At 55.1% G+C, this 3,963-nt stretch carries 5 protein-coding genes and 1 pseudogene; all 6 read left to right on the top strand.

Features of this window, described 5'->3' with window-relative positions; translation table 11 throughout:
* Positions 1-222, top strand: a pseudogene (gene serK / locus MVD07_RS10650) (L-serine kinase SerK); the annotation flags it as partial.
* A gap of 88 nt (positions 223-310) precedes the next feature.
* Positions 311-985 carry an HAD family hydrolase gene (locus MVD07_RS10645; RefSeq protein WP_297502001.1) on the top strand — a complete coding sequence of 225 codons (675 nt, stop codon included), beginning with the start codon at positions 311-313 and terminating at the stop codon, positions 983-985.
* 95 nt (positions 986-1,080) lie between these two features.
* On the top strand, positions 1,081-2,049 hold the full coding sequence (locus MVD07_RS10640) for a hypothetical protein (protein WP_297501999.1): 969 nt from the start codon (positions 1,081-1,083) through the stop codon (positions 2,047-2,049).
* Between the two features lies 1 nt (position 2,050).
* A complete protein-coding gene (locus MVD07_RS10635; RefSeq protein WP_297501997.1) occupies positions 2,051-2,944 on the top strand; it encodes a hypothetical protein in 894 nt (297 codons plus the stop codon).
* A 9-nt stretch (positions 2,945-2,953) separates the two neighbouring features.
* On the top strand, positions 2,954-3,448 hold the full coding sequence (locus MVD07_RS10630; protein ID WP_297501995.1) for a hypothetical protein: 495 nt from the start codon (positions 2,954-2,956) through the stop codon (positions 3,446-3,448).
* 1 nt (position 3,449) lies between these two features.
* Positions 3,450-3,963, top strand: a 514-nt coding sequence (locus MVD07_RS10625; protein ID WP_297501992.1) for an SPFH domain-containing protein, incomplete at its 3' end; no start/stop codon positions are given.

The following is a 3,963-nucleotide window of genomic DNA, read 5'->3' as shown; positions in this document are numbered from 1 at the left end:
CAGGCCGGGGAGATAGAGCTGATCTACTACGGCCTCAAGGAGGATGCTAGAGAGGACATGGCCCGGGGTGAGGTCGATTACGTCTTCATCAGGAAGGCCCCTACAAAGGACGACGTCATGGAGCTCGTGAAGAGGGGTGAGGTTTTCTCCCCGAAGACGACGAGGCATGTGCTTCCCTTCAACCCCGACAGGATAGACGTCAAGCTCGAGGAGCTCTTCTGAAGGTTTTTAAGCTCTCCTCCTTACTTTTTCTGCCGATGAAGATGGATCAACCGGCTGAACGGTGATGAGCAGTCCAGGAGGCGGAGGCATGCTCAGGGGTGTAATCCTCGACGTTGACGAGACCCTCGTTTATTATGAGGGCTACGATCACCGGAAGTGGTTTGAGGAGCTCGTAAAGCCCGAGCTCGAAAGGGCTGGGATTTTCATCGACTACGAAACCTACAGGAAGACCGTGACCGGCGAACTGCCGAGGACATACGTCAGAAACCTCGGGGTAGACCCCGTTGAGATGTGGAAGATAATAGACGGGGTTAACCACAGATACAGGAAGGAGATGCTCAGGCTGGGAAAGATAAGGCCCTTCCCCGATGTGGACGCGCTCAAAGAGCTCAGAAAGCTTGGCCTGAAGCTCGGTGCTGTGAGCAACGCCACGGAAGAGAACACGAGGTTAGTTCTGAGTGCCTTTGGCCTCGACCGCTACTTCGAGGTCGTTATCGGGAAGGACTACTCCAACCTCGACGGGGTCAAGCCAAACCCCTACCTCGTTGAAAAGGCCTTGAAGGCCCTTAAACTGAAGCCTGATGAAGCTATCATGGTCGGCGACAGCGCCCACGACGTTTTGGCCGGAAAGAGGGCTGGACTAAAGACCGTCAACGTGACGCGGTTTGGGAAGGTTGATGGTGCCGACTACTACGTGAACGACCTCTGGGGGCTGGTGGAGCTTGTGAAGGGACTCCTTTCCAAACGTCCCCCTGAGGTTTAACGCCAACCGTCTTCCGCACCTTTGGTTCCAGCCTTACCCAAAGCCTCTGAAAATCCTTAAATACTTCCGCGCCGATACTATTTTTAGTGGTTACCATGGAGGCTGGCTTCAAGTGTGAAAGGTGCGGCGCACCGCTTGATGTGTCGCCCGAGACGATAGTGGCCATCTGTCCCTACTGTGGCTTCCCCAATCATATAAGCGGGAACCTGAAAACCGAGAACATCTTTGTGATCCCGTCCATAAACAAGAACGACGTTGCAAAGGCCTTCTGGGAGCACGTTGAAAAGGATTTTGACCTGAGGAGGATAAAGGACGAGATACAGGTTTGGGAGATAGAGGGGCACTATGCCCCCTACTGGAGCGGTATCGCCCACGTCTACGGAACGGTCCGCTACATGCGACGGGAAGAAGAGTGCCACACAGACTCAAAGGGGAACACGCACTGCCACACCGTCGAGAGGCACTACACCGAGAGGGTGAACGAGAAGATGAACCTCCTCGGCTCGGCAAGGAGACAGGTCGAGAGCCTCGGTGTGGACGACCTCATAAAGCACTTCTCGAAGGCGAGGCCTGAAGGCAAGAGGCTCCTCGATCTCGATGAGGATGAATGGGGTAAGATTAAGCTTGAAATACTCAACACGGAGATGGACGAGAGGCATGCGAGTCTGATGATGAGGGAGGATGCGGTTGACATAGTTAGGAACCACTTCCTCGACAAGTCCGACAGGATAGAGATCTTCGACATTCACACCGAGGGGCCCAGGGACGTTAAGCTGCTCCTCCTGCCGATGTGGACTGTTTATTACAAGTACCGCAACTCGATATTCCATGCGGTTTTCGCGGGCTGGGACGGGAAGAGGGTTGCCGCCACCGAGCCAATGAACGTCTTCAGGAGGGTGGAGTACCTCACGGGTGCAGGAATAGGCGTTCTCCTCGGCTCCTTTGGCGCCGCGTTCACTGGAAACGTCATAGGCGTTGCTATCCTCATGACCGTTGGAGGGGGACTCGGCTGGTTCTTCGGGAGCAAAGTCCTCGAAGGGCAGAGGGTTGAGAGGGGTGGATGAGATGGAGGTTCAGTGCCCGACCTGTTCGGCTAGGTTTAAGGTTCCGGATACCGTCAGCGTCGTCACCTGCCCATACTGTGGCACAACCTTCCACGTCCACACGGGAGAGGAAGCGGAGGAGGAGCACTACTTCTTCCCGCCGATGAGGAAAGACCCAGCTGGACAGCTCCTAAAGTTCATTTCAAGGCAGTACGGCGCTCCGGCGGACATAGCAGACGCCAAGGTTATTGAGAAGAAACTCCACTGGGTTCCGGTCTACTTCTTCTACCTCCACGGAAAAGCGAGTGAAACGGTCGAGGAGGTCGAGTTCCTCGGCATTCCCGCCGGTTCGCCCTTGAAGACCCTGCTCATGGACTACCCCTTCCCAGTGAGGGGAAAAAAGTTCTTTAACGAGGCGATGGTGAAGAAGGGAACCTACCACGAGCCCGAGATGAAAAGGGAGGAGGCCGAGGCAATAGCCCGGTCGAGGCTTGAGAGCGCGCTGAAAAAAGAGGCCAGCGAGGAGAACTCCTACCTTGGAAAGCCAGAGCTTGAGGTCAAGTTCCAGGGTTTAGTCCACTACCCGGTCTTGGAGGTGGCCTACGAGTACAACGGGGAAACCTTCAGGGGCAACTACGTTGACGGAACCGATGGTAGAGTCATAAGGGCAGTTTACCCGCTCATGACCGAGGCCAGAAAGAGGGCAACCCTGCTCGGCTCAGGGATTATAGGAGCCGGCGTTGTCCTCGGGGCCATAGCCTCGGCCATTTACTCCAACGCGTGGGGAATAATAGGGGGCCTGGTCTCCGGAATAGCCGCCGGAGCGGGAATATTCTCGAAGGGCTCGGTGAGCAAAAGAACCGTGGGCGAGGTAATGAGGGTTAAGAGGGGTAACGTCTACTTCAAGAAGGTGTGAGGTGGTAAGATGGGTAAGGAAACCAATCTTTTGGAGAAGCTTGAGCTTATAGTTCCTGGCTTCCACGGCTACAAGAAAAAGGAGCTTTTGAGGGAGGACGACAGGCTCGTCCGCAGAAAGGTCGCCGATCTCTTAATCCAAGCAAGGAAAGAGATTGAAAGGACACTACAGAGGTGTGCGATGGTGAGCTGCTCCCAGCTGGTCGCGATGGACTCTCTCAGGAAGAAGCTGGTGGGCCTTGAGGGCAGGGTGAGGCATGCGGAAGTGGGCTATGCAGGTTACTTTGACAGGATCAAGGTAAGGGAGAGGGAGATTGAGTCGTTGATAGAGTACGACGCCAAGATGATAGGGCTCGCTGAGGAAATACTCAACAAGGCGAAATCCCTTGGCGGTGAGGTCGTCAATCCGCAGGCTCTTGGGCTTTCGGTTCTTGAGCTCGACGACAAGCTGAGAACCCTTGAGGAAACCCTCGACAAAAGGATGAGCGTCGTGGTGGGTGAGTGAGATGGTGCAGGTGATCGAATGGGTCAACCCCGGTGAAGACGAGATAATCTGGCGCTATCCAAACGAGGTAATAAAGTGGGGCGCGCAGCTGGTAGTCCACGAGTACGAGGTAGCTGTATTCATGCGCGACGGCAAGGTCTACGACGTCTTCGGCCCCGGGAGGCACACGCTAACGACGCAGAACCTGCCGCTCCTCTACAAGCTCGTCGGTGGAAGCAACAGCCCCTTCAAAGCTACCGTCATCTTCGTCAGCATGAAGGAGTTCCAAGGTAGATACGGGGGAGAAACGCAGACTAGGGAGCTTGCCCCCATAAAGTACTACGGCGTCTACTGGTTCAAGGTCGCCGATCCAGTTCAGTTCATCACAGAAGTTGTTGGTGGCCAGAGCCTCTACGACACGAGCGACGTCACAAAGTTCATTCGCGCTTACTTCAACGAGGGCATGATGAAGCACCTCTCAGGCTACTCAATTGTCGACCTCTTCCAGAACCTCGACATGGTGAGCACTCAAGTAA

Source organism: Thermococcus sp., assembly GCF_027008145.1.
In the GTDB taxonomy this organism is placed as follows: Archaea; Methanobacteriota_B; Thermococci; order Thermococcales; family Thermococcaceae; genus Thermococcus.
This window is presented reverse-complemented; position numbering and strand designations above follow the sequence as displayed.